Source organism: Pseudomonas sp. PA-5-4B, from assembly GCF_021606215.1.
GTDB lineage: Bacteria > Pseudomonadota > Gammaproteobacteria > Pseudomonadales > Pseudomonadaceae > Aquipseudomonas > Aquipseudomonas edaphica.
On record NZ_WKDB01000036.1, the window covers coordinates 29,807 to 49,215 of the forward strand.

The window sequence follows — 19,409 nt, forward strand, 5'->3', positions numbered from 1 at the left end:
CTTTCATGCATCACATGACTCTGGCCGAGATCGCCCGCGGTCTCGCCGACAAAAAGTTTTCTTCCGAAGAGCTGACCCAGACCCTGCTGGCGCGAATTGCCGCGCTGGACCCCAAGGTCAACAGCTTTATCAGCCTCACCGAGGAACTGGCCCTGAGCCAGGCCAAGGCCGCCGACGCACGTCGCGCCAACGGTGAAAACGGCGCACTGCTGGGCGCACCCATCGCCCACAAAGACCTGTTCTGCACCCAGGGCATTCGCACCAGCTGCGGCTCGAAGATGCTCGACAACTTCAAGGCACCCTACGATGCCACCGTAGTGTCCAAGCTGGCGGCCGCCGGGGCCGTGACCCTGGGCAAGACCAACATGGACGAATTCGCCATGGGTTCGGCCAACGAGTCGAGCTACTACGGTGCGGTAAAAAACCCGTGGAACCTGGAGCACGTGCCCGGCGGTTCCTCCGGCGGCTCGGCTGCTGCTGTTGCCGCGCGTTTCCTGCCGGCGGCCACGGCCACCGACACCGGCGGCTCGATCCGCCAGCCCGCCGCTTTCACCAACCTCACTGGTTTGAAGCCGACCTACGGTCGCGTTTCCCGTTGGGGCATGATTGCCTATGCCTCCAGCCTCGATCAGGGCGGCCCGCTGGCACGCACGGCTGAAGACTGCGCAATATTGTTACAAGGTATGGCCGGGTTCGATAAACAGGACTCCACCAGCATCGATGAGCCGGTGCCGGACTACAGCGCCAGCCTTAATACCTCGCTTAAAGGCCTGCGTATCGGCGTGCCGAAAGAGTATTTCAGCGCCGGTCTCGACCCGCGTATCGCCGAACTGGTGCACAACAGCATTAAAGAGCTGGAAAAGCTCGGTGCCGTGATCAAGGAAATCAGCCTGCCGAACAACCAGCACGCGATTCCTGCGTACTACGTGATCGCGCCGGCAGAAGCCTCCTCGAACCTGTCGCGTTTCGACGGCGTGCGCTTCGGCTACCGCTGCGAAAACCCGAAAGACCTTACCGACCTGTACAAACGCTCCCGTGGCGAAGGCTTCGGCGCCGAAGTACAACGCCGGATCATGGTCGGTGCCTACGCACTTTCCGCCGGTTACTACGACGCGTACTACCTCAAGGCGCAAAAGATCCGTCGCCTGATCAAGAACGACTTCATGGCCGCCTTTGAAGAAGTCGACGTGATCCTCGGCCCGACCACGCCGAACCCGGCCTGGAAGATCGGCGCCAAGACCGGCGACCCGATCGCCGAGTACCTGGAAGACCTCTACACCATCACCGCCAACCTCGCGGGCTTGCCGGGCTTGTCCATGCCCGCAGGTTTCGTCGATGGCCTGCCGGTCGGCGTGCAATTGCTCGCCCCGTATTTCCAGGAAGGCCGCCTGCTCAATGTGGCGCACCAGTACCAGTTGAACACCGACTGGCACACTCGCACCCCTACCGGCTTCTGAGGAGAACACTATGCAATGGGAAGTTGTGATCGGGCTGGAGATTCATACCCAGCTCGCCACCCAATCGAAGATTTTCTCCGGTAGCGCCACCACGTTCGGCGCAGAACCCAACACCCAGGCCAGCCTGGTAGACCTGGGCATGCCCGGCGTACTGCCAGTGCTGAACGAGGAAGCGGTGCGCATGGCGGTGATGTTCGGCCTGGCGATTGACGCCGAGATCGGCCAGCACAACGTGTTCGCGCGCAAGAACTACTTCTACCCGGACCTGCCCAAGGGCTACCAGATCAGCCAGATGGAATTGCCGATCGTCGGCAAGGGCTACCTGGATATCCCGCTGGAAGACGGCACCATCAAGCGTGTCGGCGTGACCCGTGCGCACCTGGAAGAAGATGCCGGCAAGAGCCTGCATGAAGAATTCAACGGCGCTACCGGTATCGACTTGAACCGCGCCGGTACGCCGCTGCTGGAGATCGTTTCCGAGCCGGACATGCGCAGCGCCAAGGAAGCCGTGGCCTACGTCAAGACCATCCACGCGCTGGTGCGCTACTTGGGCATCTGCGACGGCAACATGGCCGAAGGTTCGCTGCGTTGCGACTGCAACGTGTCGGTGCGGCCAAAAGGCCAGGCCGAGTACGGCACACGCTGCGAGATCAAGAACGTCAACTCGTTCCGCTTCATCGAGAAGGCGATCAACACCGAAGTGCGTCGCCAGATCGAGCTGATCGAAGACGGCGGCAAGGTGATCCAGCAAACGCGCCTGTACGACCCGAACAAAGACGAAACCCGCGCCATGCGCAGCAAAGAGGAAGCCAACGACTACCGTTACTTCCCCGACCCGGACCTGTTGCCGGTGATCATTGAGGACTCGTTCCTTAATGACGTGCGTGCCACCCTGCCGGAACTGCCGCCGCAAAAACGCGAGCGTTTCCAGGAACAGTTCGGCCTGTCGGTCTACGATGCCAGCGTATTGGCCTCCAGCCGTGAGCAAGCCAACTACTTCGAAAAAGTCGTGAGCATTGCCGGTGACGCCAAGCTGGCGGCCAACTGGGTGATGGTTGAGCTGGGCAGCCTGTTGAACAAACAGGGCCTGGAGATCGACGAAGCCCCGGTGACCGCCGAGCAGTTGGGCGGCATGCTGCTGCGCATCAAAGACAACACTATCTCCGGCAAAATCGCCAAGACCGTGTTTGAAGCGATGGCCGCAGGCGAAGGCAGCGCCGACGACATCATCGAGAAGCGTGGCCTCAAGCAAGTCACCGACAGCGGCGCTATTTCGGCCGTGCTCGATGAGATGCTCGCCGCCAATGCCGAGCAAGTTGAACAATACCGTGCGGCAGACGAAGCCAAACGCGGCAAGATGTTCGGCTTCTTTGTCGGCCAGGCGATGAAAGCCTCCAAAGGCAAAGCCAACCCGCAACAGGTGAACGAACTGCTCAAAAGCAAGCTCGAAGGCTGACACTTGATCGTTCCCACGCTCCGCGTGGGAACGCCTCACTGGACGCTCCGCGTCCGCTTTTGTGACGCGGAGCGTCACGGGCTGCATTCCCACGCAGAGCGTGGGAACGATCAATTGGGGGTTTGTTGAACATGAAGCGTCTACTCGGCCTCCTGGCCCTGTTCTCTCTGTTGGCCGGTTGCGCCAGCGGCCTCATCGACCCCAACGGCTACGACGAAACCGGCACCGCCTCCTATTACGGCGCCAAGCACCATGGCAATAGAACCGCCAGCGGTGAACCCTTCAACCAGAATGCCCTGACCGCCGCCCATCGGCGCCTGCCCTTCGGCACGCGGGTCAAGGTGACCAATCTCGACAACAACAGATCCGTCGTGCTGCGCATCAATGATCGCGGCCCGCACACCCGTGGCCGTCTGATCGATGTTTCCCGCAAAGCGGCTGAGCAACTCGGTATGCTGGGCAGCGGCACCGCACGGGTTCGCGTGCAAGCGCTGAGCAACTGACAGGAGCCTTGGCCATTTCCGTACTCACCGCCCTCTCGCCCTTCAGCCTGCTCGAATTGGTCAGCGGCCTGCTGCTGCTGATTCTCGGCGCCGAAATCCTGGTGCGCGCCGCCGTGCGCCTGGCGGCCAGCCTCAAGGTGCGGCCGCTGATCATCGGCTTGAGCATCGTTGCCTTCGGCAGCAGCGCGCCGCAAATGACCGTCAGCCTGCAAGCCACACTGGCCGGCAATACCGATATCGCCGTGGGCAGCGTGATCGGCAGCAGCATATTCAACATCCTCGTCACCCTGGGCCTGTCTGCGCTGATCATCCCGCTGCGGGTGTCGCGACAACTGGTGCGCCTGGACATCCCGGTGATGATTTGCGCCGCGCTGCTGGTGTTTACCCTGTCGGCCAATGAAACGTTGACGCCCGTTGACGGGCTGGTACTGCTCGCAGCGCTGGTGGCCTACCTGGGTGTGCTGCATTACCAGACCCGCCATTCCCGGCGCCCGCGCACGCTGGACACCGTGGCCAGAGCGCCGTGGTTGAGCAGCGTGTTGCTGATGCTCGGCGGGCTGCTGATTCTGGTGCTGGCCGGGCATTTGCTGCTGGGCGCGGCGGTGGACGTGGCGAGCGACCTGGGCCTGTCGGAGCGCATCGTCGGCCTGACCTTGATCGGCGTCGGCACTTCGTTGCCGTGCCTGGCCACTTCGCTGATTGCCGCCGTGCGCGGCGAGCGCGAGATTGCCGTGGGCAATGTGATCGGCAGCAGCCTGTTCAACCTGCTCGGTGTGCTGGGGTTTACCGCGTTGGTAGCGCCGTCACCGCTGTCGGTATCGCCCAACGCCCTCGATTTCGACTTGCCGGTAATGCTCGGCGTGGTGGCGCTGTGCCTGCCGGTGTTCTACACCGGTTACCGAGTCACCCGCGCCGAAGGCCTGGTCTTTCTGGGCCTGTACCTGGTGTACGCATTGCATGTGGTCTCGTTCACGTTCGGCATGCCCTTGGCTACCCGTCTTGAAAAACTGATGCTGTATTACGTCCTGCCGGCGCTGGTGGCGTTTCTGGTACTCAGCACGCTGCGAGCCTGGCGCCGCCAACACAAGAGGGAAGCGCAATGACCGATCAGAGAAAGCCCGGGGTTGAGATGCGTCGCCAGGTGATGGGCGACGTGTTCGTCGATCGCGCCCTGGGCAACGCCACCGAGTTCACCCAGCCACTGCAGGATTTTGTCAACGAACATGCCTGGGGCAGCGTGTGGAATCGCGAGGGTTTGCCCTTAAAGACCCGCAGCCTGATCACCCTGGCAGCCCTGACCGCACTCAAGTGCCCACAGGAACTCAAGGGCCACGTGCGCGGCGCACTGAACAATGGCTGCACGGTGGAAGATATTCGCGAAGCGCTGCTGCATTGCGCGGTGTACGCGGGTGTGCCGGCGGCGATTGATGCGTTTCGGGCGGCGCAGGAAGTGATTGAGGCGTATCAGGCAGACCAGTAGTGACTGTTAGATCGCAATCGCAGGCAAGCCAGCTCCCACATTTGAACTGTGAATACATTCAAAATGTGGGAGCTGGCTTGCCTGCGATTGGCCCTCAAGCACACCACAAACCCTAGATCCACCCACCCGCCTGCAACACAAAAATCCCGATATTGGTGGTCACCGCCGCCATCAACGTGGTGATCACAATAATCGCCGCCGCCAACTCATGGTTGCCCTCAGCCGCCCTGGCCATGACAAAACTCGCCGCCGCCGTCGGCGCGCCGAAATACAGAAACAAAATCCCCAATTCCGGCCCACGAAAGCCCAGCAGCCACGCGCCCAACGTCGCGAATAGCGGCAGGCCGATCATCTTCACCAGGCTGGCACTCAAGGCCATGCTCCCGCTTTTGCGCAAGGCCGCCAACGACAAGGTGCCGCCGATGCAGATCAGCGCCAGCGGCAAGGTCATGTCCGCCAGATACTGCCCGGACGACTCCAGCCACCCCGGCAAGCCGATCTTGAAGATCGCGAACGGCGCGGCGACGATCACACTGATGATCAGCGGGTTGGCTATCACGCTTTTGAAAATGCTCCACGGGTCGGACTTGATCACCGGGCTGTACACCGCCAGCACAATGGTCGACAGCGTGTTGTAGAACAGGATCACCAGCGCCGCGAGAATCGCGCCAAGGGAGATGCCGTAGTCGCCGTACATGCTGGCCGCCAGCGCCAGGCCGATCACGCCGTTATTGCCGCGAAACGCGCCCTGGGCATAAATGCCACGGTCTTCACGCGGGCAGCGAAAGATCGCCCAGCCCCAGGCCAGGGCAAAGCTCAGCAGCGTGGCAACGGCAAAGTAGATCAACAAACCGGGTTTGAGCGCCGAATGCAGGTCGGCGTGGAGGATGCCGAGAAACAGCAGCGCCGGCATGGTGACGTTGAACACCAGCGACGATGCAACGTGGATGAAGTTGTCGTTGATCCAGTTGATGCGCTTGAGCAGCACCCCCAAAAACAGCATGGCAAACACCGGCGCGGTGATGGTCAGGGTGGTGAGGAAGATAGCCAGCATGCCGGGGAGAACCTTGGTGGGTGTCGTCAGGTGGCTAATGATAAGCCATGCAGCCCGGTTCGTCTGGGCAACCCCGAGCAAATGTGGGAGCTGGCTTGCCTGCTCCCACAGGTTTCGACTCGGTCTCAGGTAATGGGTGCAGGGTTGAACAGGGTGATGTCGTTATGCAGCTTATGCCGCTCCGCCCACGTCTGTTTCTTGCCGCTGGCCACATCCAGGTAGAAGTGGAACAGCTCCCAGCCCAGCTCCTCGATGGTCGCACGCCCGGTGGCGATACGCCCGGCGTCGATATCGATCAAGTCCGGCCAGCGCTGCGCCAGTTCCGTGCGCGTTGAGACCTTCACCACCGGTGCCATCGCCAGCCCGTAAGGCGTGCCACGCCCGGTGGTGAACACATGCAGGTTCATCCCGGCCGCCAGTTGCAGGGTGCCACAGACAAAGTCGCTGGCCGGCGTGGCGCAAAAGATCAGGCCCTTGCCCTTGAACCGCTCACCCGGGCCAAGCACGCCATTGATCGCGCTGCTGCCGGATTTGACAATGGAGCCCAGGGACTTCTCGACAATGTTCGACAACCCGCCCTTCTTGTTGCCCGGCGTGGTGTTGGCGCTGCGATCCGCCTCACCCTTGGCCAGATAACGGTCGTACCAGTCCATTTCCCTGACAAGTTCCTGGGCAACTTCCTTGCTCTCGGCGCGCGACGTCAGCAGGTAGATGGCGTCGCGCACTTCGGTGACTTCGGAAAACATCACCGTCGCCCCGGCTCGCAACAGCAAATCCGAGGCATAGCCCAGCGCCGGGTTGGCGGTGATGCCGGAAAACGCATCACTACCGCCGCATTGCATGCCCAGGATCAGTTCGGACGCCGGCACGGTTTCCCGGCGACGCTGGTCGAGCTTCTTCAAGCGGGTTTCGGCCAGTGCCATGATCTGCTCGATCATTTCGGTAAACCCGTGGCTGGAGTCCTGCAAGCGGTACAGCCAAGGCTCACTGAGGTCGACGGAACTGTCGTTGTCGTGCATCACCTGCCCGGCCTGCAGCTTTTCGCAGCCCAGGCTGATCACCAGCGCTTCGCCGCCCAGGTTCGGGTTGCGCGCCAGGTTGCGCACGGTGCGGATCGGGATGTAGGCATCGGTCGCGGTGATGGCCACGCCACAGCCGTAGCTGTGGGTCAGCGCCACCACGTCGTCAACGTGCGGGTACTTGGGCAGCAACTCGTCCTTGATGCGCTTGACCGCATGGTCCAGCACACCAGTGACGCATTGCACCGTGGTGGTGATGCCGAGAATATTGCGCGTGCCCACGGTGCCGTCGGCGTTGCGGTAGCCCTCAAACGTGAAGCCTTCCAACGGCGCCTGCGTTGCTGGCACCTCGGTCGACAGCGGCAAGCTGTCCAGCGGCGGCGCAGTCGGCATGCGCAATTGGTCTTCCTGCACCCAACTGCCACGCGGAATCGGCGCCAGCGCATAGCCGATGGTCTGGCCGTAGCGAATAATCTCACCGCCTTCGGGGATATCTTCCAGGGTCACCTTGTGGCTCTGTGGAATGAAATCCACGGTGACCAGGCCGTCCGGAAACTCGGTGCCGGCCGGCACGCCCTGGTCGTTCACCACGATCACCACATTGTCGCGCGCGTGCAAACGAATCGAGCGCGGCGAGTCGGCATGTTCAATCAACTGCATTACATCGCCCCTCAGGAGTGCGCTTGGGTAAGGTTAGTCAGTTCCGGCCCTTTGCTTGGCGGCTCTTTGAGCACCACGCGCTTGATCGGGCCGACGATCACCAAGTAGCTGAACACCGCCAACAGCGCGTTGGCGCCGACGAACACCAACGCCCACTTGAACGAGCCGGTGGTGGCGATGATGTAACCAATCACGATCGGCGTGCTGATGGACGCCAGGTTGCCAAACATATTGAACAAGCCGCCACTGAGCCCGGCGATTTGTTTCGGCGAGGTGTCGGACACCACCGCCCAACCCAGTGCGCCAACGCCTTTGCCGAAGAAGGCCAAAGCCATGAAGCCCACCACCATCCATTCAACGTCAACGTAGTTACACGCGATGATGCTGCTGGAGACCAACAAGCCGGCAATGATCGGCGCCTTGCGCGCGAACGTCAGCGAATGGCCTTTGCGCAGCAGGTAGTCGGAAATCACGCCGCCGAGTACGCCACCGATAAAGCCGCAGATGGCTGGCAACGAGGCAATGAACCCCGCCTTGAGAATGGTCATGCCACGCTCCTGCACCAGATACACCGGGAACCAGGTCAGGAAGAAATAGGTGATGCCATTGATGCAGTACTGGCCCAGGTACACGCCGAGCATCATGCGGTTGGTGAGCAGTTGGCGGATGTAATCCCACTTCGGCCCGTCGGTTTTCTGGCCTTTGGTTTTGTCCTGGTCCATGTCGACCATCGCACCGTTGGCCGCGATGTGGTTGAACTCGGCTTCGTTGATCATCGGATGCTGGCGCGGGCTGTGGATAAGTTTCAGCCAGATCAGCGAGAACAGGATGCCGATGCCGCCCATCACGATAAACACGTGCTGCCAGCCGAAGCTGTAGACGATCCAGCCCATCAGCGGTGCAAACAGTACCGTAGCGAAGTACTGCGCCGAGTTGAAAATCGCCGAAGCAGTGCCGCGTTCGGCCGTAGGAAACCACGCCGCCACAATACGGGCGTTTCCGGGAAACGAAGGCGCCTCAGCCAGGCCCACCAAAAAGCGCAGCATAAACAGCGCAACAATCGCGGTGGAAACCCCGAACTCACCCACATAGCCTTGCAGCACGGTGAACAGCGACCAGGTGAAGATGCTCAGCGCGTAGATTTTTTTTGAACCGAACCGGTCCAGCAGCCAGCCACCGGGGATTTGCCCGGCCACGTAGGCCCAACCGAATGCAGAGAAGATATAACCGAGGGTGACCGCGTCGATGCCGAGGTCTTTTTGCAGGCTGGAGCCGGCGATGGCGATAGTGGCTCGGTCGGCGTAGTTGATCGTGGTCACCAGGAACAGCATGAGCAGGATCAAATAGCGGACGTGAGTCGGCTTGGTCGCTTGCATGAAGATGTACTCCCACTAATTATTTTTTTTGCGGGTAATGGTCTTGTTGTATGCGGGACCGGCTTTGTGTGGGAGCTGGCTTGCCTGCGATACAGGCACCGCGGTGTGTCAGGTACACCGCAGTGATGCTATCGCAGGCAAGCCAGCTCCCACACAAGCAGGGCTCGCAGGTATTACGAACCGATGTAGCTGGTTTTCACCACTGTGTAGAACTCTTGCGCATAGCGACCTTGCTCACGCGAACCATAGGATGAACCCTTACGCCCACCGAACGGCACGTGGTAGTCCACACCGGCGGTCGGCAGGTTGACCATCACCATCCCGGCCTGGGAGTGGCGCTTGAAGTGGTTGGCGTACTTGAGCGAGGTGGTGGCGATGCCCGCCGACAGGCCGAACTCGGTGTCATTGGCCATGGCCAGCGCCGCCTCGTAATCCGCAACACGCACCACATTGGCCACCGGGCCGAAGATCTCCTCACGGCTGATACGCATGGCGGCTTCGCTGTCGGCAAACAGCGTCGGCGCCAGGTAGTAACCTTCGGTGTCACAGGTCACCAGGCCGCCACCGCTGACCAGCCGCGCGCCTTCGCTTTGGCCGATGTCGATGTACTTCATGTCCTGGTCCAACTGGGCCTGGGAGACCACCGGGCCAATGTCTGTGCCGCTTTTGAGCGCGTGGCCGACTTTGATCGACTTCATGCGCTCGGCCATGGCCGCGACGAACTGGTCGTGGATACCGGCGGTGACGATCAAGCGGCTGGAGGCCGTGCAACGCTGGCCGGTGGAGTAGAACGCGCTCTGTACCGACAGCTCGACGGCCTGTTTAAGGTCGGCGTCATCGAGGATGATCTGCGGGTTTTTACCGCCCATCTCCAACTGTACTTTGGCCTGGCGCGACACGCAGCTGACCGCGATCTGACGCCCGACGCCAACCGAACCGGTAAAACTGATGCCGTCGACTTTCGGGCTGTTGACCAACACATCGCCGACCACACGGCCGCTGCCCATCACCAGGTTGAACACACCGGCCGGGAAACCGGCGCGGGAGATGATTTCGGCCAAGGCCCAGGCGCAACCCGGCACCAGTTCAGCCGGTTTGATCACTACGCAGTTGCCGTAGGCCAGGGCCGGAGCGATTTTCCACGCAGGGATGGCAATCGGGAAGTTCCACGGCGTGATCAGGCCGACCACACCGAGGGCTTCGCGAGTGACTTCCACATTCACGCCTGGGCGCACCGATGGCACGTAATCGCCAGACAAGCGCAGGCATTCGCCCGCGAAGAATTTGAAGATGTTACCGGCGCGGGTCACTTCGCCGATGGCTTCGGGCAGGGTCTTGCCCTCTTCCCGAGCCAGCAAGGTGCCAAGTTCTTCGCGGCGGGCGAGAATTTCGCTGCCGACTTTATCCAGTGCATCGTGGCGTGCCTGGATGCCGGACGTCGACCAGGCCGGGAACGCGGCGCGGGCGGCATCGATGGCGGCGTTGACTTGGGCTACATCGGCCTTGGCGTATTCGCCAATGACATCGGACAACTCCGACGGATTGATGTTATTGCAGTAGTCGGCACCGGCCACCCACTCGCCATTGATGTAGTTTTCAAAACGTTTGGCTTGGGACACAAATCTTCTCCTGACGCAAAAGGCCGCTGATTACTCAGCGGCCTTGTTGATAAGTTACTGCGGACCTTGCTTGTCGATCAGCGCGGCCAGGGCTTCGTATTCTTCCGGCAGCAGGTCGGTCAGCGGCGTGCGCACCGGGCCTGCGTCGTAACCAGCAATTTTGGCGCCCGCCTTGACGATGCTCACCGCGTAACCGGCTCTACGGTTGCGGATATCGAGGTAAGGCAGGAAGAAGTTGTCGATGATTTTGGCAACAGTGGCGTGATCGTCCTGGGCAATCGCGTGGTAGAAGTCCATCGCGGTTTTCGGGATGAAGTTGAACACCGCCGAGGAGTACACCGGCACGCCCAGGGCCTTGTAGGCAGCGGCGTAAACCTCGGCAGTCGGCAGGCCGCCGAGGTAGCTGAAACGGTCGCCGAGACGGCGGCGAATCGACACCATCAGCTCAATATCACCCAGGCCATCTTTATAGCCGATCAGGTTCGGGCAGCGCTCGGCCAGGCGTTCGAGCAAGGGTGCAGTCAGGCGGCAAACATTGCGGTTGTAGACCACTACGCCGATTTTGACCGACTTGCACACGGCCTCAACGTGGGCGGCGACGCCGTCCTGGCTGGCTTCGGTCAGGTAGTGCGGCAACAGCAGCAAGCCTTTGGCGCCAAGACGCTCGGCTTCCTGCGCATATTCGATGGCCTGACGGGTCGAACCGCCGACACCGGCCAGGATCGGCACGCTGGTGGCGCAGGTATCAACGGCGGTCTTCACCACTTGGGAATATTCGCTGGCGGCCAGGGAGAAAAACTCACCGGTGCCGCCGGCGGCGAACAAGGCGGTGGCGCCATAAGGGGCCAGCCATTCCAGACGCTTGATGTAGCCCGCCTGGTGGAAGTCACCCTGGGCATTGAAATCGGTTACCGGAAAAGACAGCAGACCGTGGGAGAGGATGGACTTCAGTTCTTGTGGATTCATTATTCGAACACCCTGGATGAAGACTTTCTGTCGAAAGGTTGTTGTTGGTTTTGATGATGTCGTACGTCATCGTACAACTATAAAATGATTCGTCAACTGCAATTCATCGGGCTTCATCCGCAGGCACGTGTTTAAACGCAGCTTCTTGACGTAGGAAATTATTCCTCTATGCTCTGAATGACTGTATGCATATACAGTTATTACGGAAGATTCCTACGACATAGCAAGGAGCTAACATGTCAGGTCTTGAACTCGCAGCACCCGAAAAAACACCGCCCACCCTACGTTTTGAAGGCGGTGAACACACTGCCATCGGCGATGACACGCTGCTGCGTTTCGTCAAGGACGCCCCGGCGATTCCTGCGCGGCAAGTCGAACTGCACCTGCCCAACGGCCTGGCGCTGACCTACGGCCAAGTGATTGCCCTGGGCGGTGACTTCTATGGCATTCCCGGCCAGGCCATCAGCGATGGCGCCTCCCCGGCCGACCGTGTGCAACGTTTTACCGCCGCGTTCAACTCACTGGCGGTGCTACCGGCCTCGCGTGAAGAAGCCGGGAAAATCCTCGCAGTCATGCAAAAGGAGATCAACGCGGTCAACCAGGCCATCCGCGACGGCAAACAACCCCATGAAGCCTATGACGCGCTGGGTGATACGTTGTCCGAAGAATGGAACCGCATTACCGGCGGCGGCAGTGCGGTTTCGGCGCTGATTCCACTGGGGCGTTACTTGAAGCTGGCAGCAGACAACGCCGACCACTTTGGCGAATGGGCGCTGTCGGCGTACCTGGCCGGCCATACGGCGGCACTGCAACAGGCGGTCATCGCGCACCAGACTGGCACCGACCAGGCGCTGGAACTGGCGTATGCAATGAACAGCTTTGCCGATCACTTTTTGACCGATCTGTTTTCTGCCGGCCACCTGCGCGTGCCGCGCAAGCAATTGGCGGCGGTGGTCACGCCAGGAGAGTTGGGCTCACTGATCAGCCGCTTCATGCACGACGAAGACAGCAAGTTCGGGCTCAAGGTACGCAATGCCAAGGGTGATCAATGGCACGCCTATGGGGACAAGCGCTACTTCGATGCGATCGACGCGGACAATCGGGCCATGGTTAAACGTGCAGTGCAGGCCTCGGCCGATGAGATCTTCGAGACCTTTATCAGCGGTGTCGCGCCCTCCCCGGCCAGCTTCAAGGCACCGCTGTATGTGCCGGACCTGAATGCTGCGCAGAACCCGGCGAACAACTTTTCGCCGCTGTTCAAGATGGAGGGTGACAAGGTGCTGCGCCGCAAGGACGTGAATGACCTGAACGACAAGCACTGGACCAATGATTGGTGGGGCTGGAGCACTTACCTGCTGCTCAAGGACTACAAGCCCAACCAGCCGGCCTGACACTGATCGTACCAACCGACCTGCCACTGATCATTCCCACGCTCTGCGTGGGAATACATCCTGTGACGCTCTGCGTCACCTTGCACGGGGCTTGAGATACTCGCGCACATCGGGACGCGGAGCGTCCAGGGCGGCATTCCCACGCAGAGCGTGGGAACGATCAACTCCAGGCCAAGGAGATCAAAATGTGGGAGCTGGCTTGCCTGCTCCCACACTAGAACGTGTTTGGCGGTTAACCGCGCTGTGCTTGCGCCTCTTCATGGGCATGGCGCAGCCGCTCACGGCTGTTGGTCAAATGCAGGCGCATGGCCGCGCGGGCCGCGTCCGAATTCAGGCGGGTACGCGGAATGATTGTTCCCACGCTCTGCGTGGGAATACATCCTGTGACGCTCTGCGTCACCTTGCACGGGGCTTGAGATACTCGCGCACATCGGGACGCGGAGCGTCCAGGGCGGCATTCCTACGCAGAGCGTGGGAACGATCAACTCCAGGCCAAGGAGATCAAAATGTGGGAGCTGGCTTGCCTGCGATAGCGGTGCGTGCACACAGTATCAGTTGCCTGACACTCAGCCATCGCAGGCAAGCCAGCTCCCACACTAGAGCGTGTTTGGCGGTTAACCGCGCTGCGCCTCTGCCTCTTCATGGGCATGGCGCAGCCGCTCACGGCTGTTGGTCAAATGCAGGCGCATGGCCGCGCGGGCCGCATCCGAATCCTGGCGCGCAATCGCCTCATAAATCTCTTCGTGTTCACGGCTCAGGCGGCCCATGTAATGCTGCTGGTCATCATGGGCCAGGCGCGCCGAATTCAGCCGGGTACGCGGAATGATGCTGGTGCCCAGGTGGGTCATGATGTCGGTGAAGTAGCGGTTGCCGGTGGACAGCGCAATTTCCAGGTGGAACGCAAAGTCTGACGCCACCGCATCCCCTGCGTGGGCCGCGCTTTCATTCAACGCATCAAGGGCTGCGCGCATGGCTGCCAGCTGTTCGTCACTGCGGCGCAACGCGGCAAGGCCAGCCGATTCAACTTCCAGGCTGATACGCAACTCAAGAATCGCCAGCACATCCCGCAGCGTCACCACCGTGGCCGGGTCGATCCGGAAACCGCTCGGGCTTGGCGTGTCCAACACAAAGGTGCCGATACCGTGGCGGGTTTCCACCTGCCCCGCCGCCTGCAAACGTGAGATAGCCTCACGCACCACCGTGCGGCTGACCCCATGGGCTTCCATGATGGCCGACTCGGTGGGCAACTTGTCACCACGCTTGAGCTGGCCGTCGCGGATCTGCTCGGACAACACCGTGACCAATTCCTGGGCAAGGCTGCGGCGCTTGCGGGGAAGACGAGGGGCGATGTTGGCGTTTTCCATGACGAATGATCTTTCTCGGCGAACTTGAGTCCGCATCATAGCCCATGGCGGTTGTACGATCACCGTTCTGTCACGACTTTCATCCATATCCCTTGCGCAAAAAAATGCCCCGGCACAGGCCGAGGCATTTTTAGACTTCACCCAAGGGTGAACGCCGCTTACTTCACCACTTTCAGGCTTGGCCGACCGCTTGGACGCGGCGGCTCGGAGTCTGGTGGCGGTACATCATCACCGTCCTCGCCTTCGATCGTTTCGTCGTCCTCGAAAGGCGATTCCAGATCAAACACCATGCCTTGGCCATTTTCCCGGGCATAGATCCCGAGGATGGCACCAATCGGCACGAACAGCGTATGCGGCACGCCGCCAAAACGCCCTTCGAAGCTGACGGCTTCATTGTCCATGTGCAAGTGACGCACTGCACTCGGTGATACGTTCAGCACGATCTGCCCGTCACTGGCAAAACCCTGCGGCACGTCAACCTTGGGAAATTCAGAGTTGACCAGCATGTGCGGGGTGCAATCGTTGTCCACAATCCACTCATAGAGCGCGCGGACCAAATAGGGTCGACTGGAGTTCATCAGCGGCTCCTTAAGCCTTAGCGCATGTCGCGTTCGACACCAGACAGACTCGCCTGGAAAGCCTCACGCGCAAACTGGCGCTCCATGTAATCAAGCAACGGCTTGGCCGGCCGTGGCAGTTCAATGCCCAGGATCGGCAAGCGCCAGAGTATGGGTAATAGGCAGCAATCCACCAAGCTTTGTTCCTCACTGAGGAAAAAAGGCTTGTCGGCGAACAGCGGCGAAACGCCGGTCAGGCTCTCGCGCAATTCCTTGCGCGCTTGCACACGAACGGCTTCTTTACTGCGCGTATCCAGGATCACATCCACCAGCCCGCACCAGTCACGCTGGATCCGATGGATCAGCAGGCGGCTGTTGGCACGCGCCACCGGATACACCGGCAGCAAAGGCGGATGCGGGTAACGCTCATCCAGGTATTCCATCACCACGGTTGACTCCCACAACGCCAGGTCACGATCGACCAGGGTGGGCAAGCTGCCGTAAGGGTTCACTTCGATCAGTTTCGGCGGATGACGACCTGCCTCCACACTGATGATCTCGGCGCTGACACCCTTCTCTGCGAGCACGATGCGTACTCGGTGGGAATAGTGGTCGGCGGGGTCGGAGTAACAGGCCAACCGATTGGTCACGCCCATGGCGGTCCTCCTCGCTTGTTGAAATTATGGAAAGCTCAAAAACGAGCGCGCCCAGAGAGCATCCCTGTAGTGCCTGGTTCAACCAGACCGCTACGTATTCAGAGATGCCGCTGGGCGCGCAAGATTAACAGCAATTGCTTACGGTTGGATCAATGCACATCCTTCCAGTATTCGCGTTTAAGCAGATAAGCGAATACGAAGAAGAAGGCCAGGTACAGCAACACATACGTACCGATGCGCTGATGCTGCAATTTGACCGGGTTGGCCGAGTAGGCCAGGAAGGTCACCAGATTCTTGACCTTCTCGTCGAACTGCTCTTCGTTCAGCGTACCGGTCTTGGGCACGATGGTCAGTTGATCGCACGCTTCGTGTGTCAAAGGCGTGCCGGTCAACGGATCATATTGCTTCTTGCCGTCTTCAACGACCTGAACCTGCTTGCATCCTACCACTTGGCGACCCTGCAGGCCGACCAGAACGTTAGGCATACCGACGTTCGGGAAGACTTTGTTGTTCACGCCGTAAGGGCGCGCCGGGTCTTCGTAGAAGGATTTGAGGTAGCCATAGAGCCAATCGGTACCGCGCACGCGCGCCACCAGGGTCAGGTCGGGCGGCGCAGCGCCGAACCAGGCCTTGGCATCCGCAGGCTGCATGCCGATGTTCATGTGGTCGCCGATCTTGGCGCCGGTGAACACGGCGTGGCTGAGCATCACGTCATGGGGAATGCCCAGGTCATCGGCGACACGCTCGTAACGCTGGAACTTGGCGCTGTGGCAGCCCATGCAGTAGTTGGTGAACGTGCGCAGGCCATCTTGCATGGCGGCCTTGTCGGACACGTCGATATCGACTTTTTCCAGCTCCGCGCCGTGCTCGGCAGCGAAGGACAGTAGCGGCAGCGCCGCAAGGATCAAAGCAACGAATAACTTTTTCATCAGCCAGTCACCCTTTCCGGAACCGGTTTGGTCTTCTCGAGCCGGGTGTAGAACGGCATCAGAATGAAGTAGGCGAAGTACAGGAAGGTGCAGACCTGCGACAGCAGCGTGCGCTCAGGGGTCGGCGCCAATACGCCCAACACGCCCAGGATCACGAATGCAATGCAGAACACCCACAGCCAGATCTTGCTCAGCCAGCCTTTGTAGCGCATCGACTTGACCGGGCTGCGGTCGAGCCATGGCAGTACGAACAGCAGCGCAATCGACGCGCCCATGGCCATTACGCCCATGAGCTTGTCGGGGATCGCCCGCAAGATCGCGTAGAACGGCGTGAAGTACCAGACCGGTGCAATGTGCTCAGGCGTCTTGAAGGCGTTGGCCTGTTCGAAGTTAGGCTTCTCCAAGAAATAACCACCCATCTCCGGGAAAAAGAACACGATCGAGCAGAAGATGAACAGGAAGACCACCACACCGACAATGTCTTTGACGGTGTAATACGGATGGAACGGAATGCCATCCAGCGGGATGCCGTTTTCGTCTTTGTGCTTCTTGATGTCCACACCATCGGGGTTGTTCGAACCCACTTCGTGCAGCGCCAGGATGTGCAGCACCACCAGGCCCAGAATCACGATAGGCAATGCAACGACATGCAACGCAAAGAAGCGGTTCAAGGTGATGCCGGAGATCAGGTAGTCACCGCGAATCCACTGGGTCAGGTCGTTGCCGATCACCGGGATCGCACCAAACAGCGAGATGATCACCTGGGCGCCCCAGTACGACATCTGGCCCCACGGCAGCAGGTAACCCATGAAGGCCTCGGCCATCAGCGCCAGGTAGATCAGCATGCCGAAGACCCACACCAGTTCGCGTGGCTTCTGGTACGAGCCGTAGAGCAGGCCGCGGAACATGTGCATATACACGACGATGAAGAACGCTGACGCGCCGGTGGAGTGCAGCAGACGCAGGATCGAGCCGTACTCGACGTCACGCATGATGTACTCGACGGAGGCGAACGCCTCTTCCGCCGACGGCGTGTAGCTCATCGTCAGCCACACACCGGTGACGATCTGGTTGACCAGCACCAGCAAGGCCAGCGAGCCGAAGAAGTAGAAGAAGTTGAAGTTTTTTGGCGCGTAATATTTGCTGAGATGGTCTTCCCACATTTTAGTGGCGGGGAAGCGCGCATCCACCCAATCCATGAACTTGCTCATCAGGCTTTCTCCCCCTCGTCGACGCCAATGACAATGACACTGTCAGTCTCGTAGTGATGTGGCGGCACTGGCAGGTTCAGTGGTGCGGGTTGTGACTTGTAGACGCGACCGGCGAGGTCGTAATGGGAGCCGTGGCAAGGGCAGAAGTAGCCACCGACCCAATCCTTGCCAAGGTCGGCAGGAGCAACTTCCGGGCGGAAGGTAGGCGAGCAACCCAAGTGGGTGCAGATACCGATCAGCAGCAGGATCTCTGGCTTGATCGAACGGATTTCCTTATCGACGTAGGCGGGCTGGTCGGAGTTCTTCGAGTCGGGGTCAGACAGCTGACCTTCGATTTTCTTCAGATTCCCCAGGATCTCCTCAGTACGACGAACGATGAAGACCGGCTGACCGCGCCACTCAGCAATCATCTGCTGGCCTGGGTCGATCTTGCTGACATTCACCTTCACCGGTGCACCTGCGGCTTTCGCCTTGGCACTGGGAAACCATGACCCCACGAACGGGACCGCAGCCCCCACCGCTCCTGCAGCACCCACCACGGATGTGGCTGCTACCAAGAAGCGACGCCGGCCTGCATTCACGCCGTCATTGCTCATTCAGTCCTCTCCCATCAGCTTTTTGGCCTGTTAAATCAGGCGTCTACTAAGTGTTGAATCTTTACTTATAAAAATTTTGTCGGATGGTAATGAAAAGCCCCACGTATGACAAGGGAATTGCCCTGAGCTCAGCCTCCAGGCCTTGTAGTATAGGGCGTCTACGGATGTGGCAAGTTGTCACGGCGAAATTTATGCATAAATCGCAGGCAATAAAAAACGCCCAGCTCCGTGAGGAGTTGGGCGTTTTTGTGGAACGTAAAGCGAATTAACGCTTCGAGTACTGCGGACGCTTACGCGCTTTACGCAGACCGACTTTCTTACGTTCAACTTCACGAGCATCGCGAGTTACGAAGCCAGCTTTGCGCAGAGCGCCACGCAGGGTTTCGTCGTACTGCATCAGAGCGCGAGTGATACCGTGGCGGATTGCGCCAGCTTGACCACTTACACCGCCACCGATAACGGTGACGTAGATGTCGAACTTTTCAACAGTCTCGGTCAGTTCCAGCGGCTGACGAACTACCATGCGGGCAGTTTCGCGACCGAAGAAGTTTTCCAGAGTGCGGTTGTTGATCGAGATGTTACCAGTACCCGGACGCAGGAAAACGCGAGCGGTAGCGGTTTTGCGACGGCCAGTGCCGTAATTTTGAGTCGCCGACATAATGAACTATTCCGTTAAAACTTCAGTTCTTGGGGCTGCTGAGCAGCATGAGGGTGTACAGCGCCCGCATAGACTTTCAGCTTGCGAAACATATCGCGACCCAGTGGGCCCTTAGGCAGCATACCTTTGACCGCGATTTCGATCGGGGCTTCAGGCTTCTTGGAGATCAGGCCTTCGAAGTTCGAAGACTTGATACCGCCTGGGAAACCGGAGTGACGGTAGTACATTTTGTCTTGCGCTTTGTTGCCGGTAACACGTACCTGCTCGGCGTTGATGATGACAATGTAGTCACCGGTGTCAACGTGAGGGGTGTACTCAGGCTTGTGCTTGCCACGCAGACGGCTGGCGACTTCAGTGGCCAGACGACCCAGGGTCTGACCAGCGGCGTCGACGACAAACCAGTCGCGCTGAACTGTTTCCGGTTTTGCAGTAAAAGTTGTCATTCTTTAATAGCCTC

19 protein-coding genes and 1 pseudogene are annotated in these 19,409 nt (G+C 59.9%); 6 read left to right on the forward strand and 14 right to left on the reverse strand.

Features of this window, described 5'->3' with window-relative positions:
- Window positions 1–5 precede the first annotated feature (5 nt).
- The 5 genes from gatA (at window position 6) to GIW28_RS18455 (ending at window position 4,896) form a co-directional block, all read left to right on the forward strand.
- A complete protein-coding gene (gene gatA, locus GIW28_RS18435) occupies window positions 6–1,457 on the forward strand; it encodes an Asp-tRNA(Asn)/Glu-tRNA(Gln) amidotransferase subunit GatA (protein ID WP_065911562.1) in 1,452 nt (483 codons plus the stop codon).
- A 10-nt stretch (window positions 1,458–1,467) separates the two neighbouring features.
- The gene (gene gatB, locus GIW28_RS18440; protein WP_017138253.1) at window positions 1,468–2,913 is read left to right on the forward strand and encodes an Asp-tRNA(Asn)/Glu-tRNA(Gln) amidotransferase subunit GatB; all 1,446 of its coding nucleotides are present in this window, start codon (window positions 1,468–1,470) and stop codon (window positions 2,911–2,913) included.
- Window positions 2,914–3,044: 131 nt separating this feature from the next.
- Entirely contained in the window at window positions 3,045–3,416 is a 372-nt protein-coding gene (locus tag GIW28_RS18445) for a septal ring lytic transglycosylase RlpA family protein (RefSeq protein WP_026013786.1), read from the forward strand.
- A 56-nt stretch (window positions 3,417–3,472) separates the two neighbouring features.
- Window positions 3,473–4,519 (forward strand): calcium/sodium antiporter, encoded by a 1,047-nt coding sequence (locus GIW28_RS18450; protein ID WP_032865800.1) that lies wholly within the window; start codon window positions 3,473–3,475, stop codon window positions 4,517–4,519.
- A complete protein-coding gene (locus GIW28_RS18455) occupies window positions 4,516–4,896 on the forward strand; it encodes a carboxymuconolactone decarboxylase family protein (protein ID WP_236446193.1) in 381 nt (126 codons plus the stop codon). Before GIW28_RS18450 ends, GIW28_RS18455 begins: the two co-directional genes overlap by 4 nt.
- Before the next feature lie 112 nt (window positions 4,897–5,008).
- Here the strand turns inward: GIW28_RS18455 and GIW28_RS18460 are convergent, their stop codons facing one another.
- The 5 genes from GIW28_RS18460 to kdgD all read right to left on the reverse strand — a co-directional run bounded on the left by GIW28_RS18460 (window position 5,009) and on the right by kdgD (window position 11,590).
- The gene (locus tag GIW28_RS18460; RefSeq protein WP_017138257.1) at window positions 5,009–5,950 is read right to left on the reverse strand and encodes an AEC family transporter; all 942 of its coding nucleotides are present in this window, start codon (window positions 5,948–5,950) and stop codon (window positions 5,009–5,011) included.
- Between the two features lie 125 nt (window positions 5,951–6,075).
- Window positions 6,076–7,629 (reverse strand): galactarate dehydratase, encoded by a 1,554-nt coding sequence (gene garD / locus GIW28_RS18465; RefSeq protein WP_176991358.1) that lies wholly within the window; start codon window positions 7,627–7,629, stop codon window positions 6,076–6,078.
- Window positions 7,630–7,640: 11 nt separating this feature from the next.
- Window positions 7,641–9,005: an MFS transporter gene (locus GIW28_RS18470; RefSeq protein WP_099548377.1), complete on the reverse strand. Its 1,365-nt coding sequence runs from the start codon at window positions 9,003–9,005 to the stop codon at window positions 7,641–7,643.
- A 173-nt stretch (window positions 9,006–9,178) separates the two neighbouring features.
- Window positions 9,179–10,624, reverse strand: a complete 1,446-nt coding sequence (locus GIW28_RS18475) for an aldehyde dehydrogenase family protein (RefSeq protein ID WP_017138260.1) — start codon at window positions 10,622–10,624, stop codon at window positions 9,179–9,181.
- Window positions 10,625–10,678: 54 nt separating this feature from the next.
- The gene (kdgD, locus tag GIW28_RS18480; protein ID WP_236446191.1) at window positions 10,679–11,590 is read right to left on the reverse strand and encodes a 5-dehydro-4-deoxyglucarate dehydratase; all 912 of its coding nucleotides are present in this window, start codon (window positions 11,588–11,590) and stop codon (window positions 10,679–10,681) included.
- Between the two features lie 236 nt (window positions 11,591–11,826).
- On the opposite strand from kdgD, the gene GIW28_RS18485 reads away from it, so the two are divergent.
- The gene (locus GIW28_RS18485; RefSeq protein WP_017138262.1) at window positions 11,827–12,981 is read left to right on the forward strand and encodes a hypothetical protein; all 1,155 of its coding nucleotides are present in this window, start codon (window positions 11,827–11,829) and stop codon (window positions 12,979–12,981) included.
- Between the two features lie 232 nt (window positions 12,982–13,213).
- Here GIW28_RS18485 and GIW28_RS18490 read toward each other — a convergent pair.
- The 9 genes and pseudogenes from GIW28_RS18490 to rplM form a co-directional block, all read right to left on the reverse strand.
- Window positions 13,214–13,318 (reverse strand): annotated as a pseudogene (locus GIW28_RS18490) (GntR family transcriptional regulator); the annotation flags it as partial.
- A gap of 277 nt (window positions 13,319–13,595) precedes the next feature.
- Complete coding sequence (locus GIW28_RS18495) at window positions 13,596–14,345, reverse strand: FadR/GntR family transcriptional regulator (RefSeq protein WP_236446190.1); 750 nt, start codon at window positions 14,343–14,345, stop codon at window positions 13,596–13,598.
- A 158-nt stretch (window positions 14,346–14,503) separates the two neighbouring features.
- The gene (locus GIW28_RS18500; RefSeq protein WP_017138265.1) at window positions 14,504–14,923 is read right to left on the reverse strand and encodes a ClpXP protease specificity-enhancing factor; all 420 of its coding nucleotides are present in this window, start codon (window positions 14,921–14,923) and stop codon (window positions 14,504–14,506) included.
- Between the two features lie 17 nt (window positions 14,924–14,940).
- Window positions 14,941–15,558: a glutathione S-transferase N-terminal domain-containing protein gene (locus GIW28_RS18505; protein WP_017138266.1), complete on the reverse strand. Its 618-nt coding sequence runs from the start codon at window positions 15,556–15,558 to the stop codon at window positions 14,941–14,943.
- Between the two features lie 149 nt (window positions 15,559–15,707).
- The gene (locus tag GIW28_RS18510) at window positions 15,708–16,487 is read right to left on the reverse strand and encodes a cytochrome c1 (protein WP_017138267.1); all 780 of its coding nucleotides are present in this window, start codon (window positions 16,485–16,487) and stop codon (window positions 15,708–15,710) included.
- Window positions 16,487–17,698, reverse strand: coding sequence for a cytochrome b (locus GIW28_RS18515; RefSeq protein WP_017138268.1), 1,212 nt, complete (start codon window positions 17,696–17,698; stop codon window positions 16,487–16,489). The genes GIW28_RS18510 and GIW28_RS18515 overlap by 1 nt, the downstream gene beginning before the upstream one ends.
- Window positions 17,698–18,294, reverse strand: coding sequence for a ubiquinol-cytochrome c reductase iron-sulfur subunit (gene petA / locus GIW28_RS18520; protein WP_003216040.1), 597 nt, complete (start codon window positions 18,292–18,294; stop codon window positions 17,698–17,700). Before petA ends, GIW28_RS18515 begins: the two co-directional genes overlap by 1 nt.
- 265 nt (window positions 18,295–18,559) lie before the next feature.
- Window positions 18,560–18,952 carry a 30S ribosomal protein S9 gene (gene rpsI, locus GIW28_RS18525; RefSeq protein ID WP_003216038.1) on the reverse strand — a complete coding sequence of 131 codons (393 nt, stop codon included), beginning with the start codon at window positions 18,950–18,952 and terminating at the stop codon, window positions 18,560–18,562.
- 14 nt (window positions 18,953–18,966) lie between these two features.
- Window positions 18,967–19,395 (reverse strand): 50S ribosomal protein L13, encoded by a 429-nt coding sequence (gene rplM, locus GIW28_RS18530; protein WP_003171742.1) that lies wholly within the window; start codon window positions 19,393–19,395, stop codon window positions 18,967–18,969.
- Window positions 19,396–19,409 lie beyond the last annotated feature (14 nt).